At 72.0% G+C, this 300-nt stretch carries 1 protein-coding gene; it reads right to left on the bottom strand.

Annotated elements, in window-relative coordinates:
• The coding region (locus KI686_RS16355; protein WP_237590381.1) for a hypothetical protein at window positions 1-300 on the bottom strand (300 nt) is incomplete at both ends.

The following is a 300-nucleotide window of genomic DNA, read 5'->3' as shown; positions in this document are numbered from 1 at the left end:
CGCGGGCGTCGCCACTGAAGTAGGAGGACACGACCGCCACGGGAGTGGGCAGCGAGACCTGGAAGCGCACGCCGGCGGCGATGTCACCGGCATCGCGCAGACGCCTGAAGATCGCGTAGGACTCGATCGCGGCGTCCGCATAGGCGAGCGGCGGCAGCCGGATGCCCGCGGCGTCGGCGCCCTCGGCGAGACGCAGCGGCCGGATGTCGATTCCCCGCAGCAGGCGCGGCTCGTCACCGACCCGCTCGATGCCGTCCGCCTGGCCCAGCACGTCGGGCTGGAACATGATCCAGTGGAACC

The organism is Polaribacter sargassicola (assembly GCF_021991835.1).
GTDB lineage: Bacteria > Bacteroidota > Bacteroidia > Flavobacteriales > Flavobacteriaceae > Polaribacter > Polaribacter sargassicola.
This window is presented reverse-complemented; position numbering and strand designations above follow the sequence as displayed.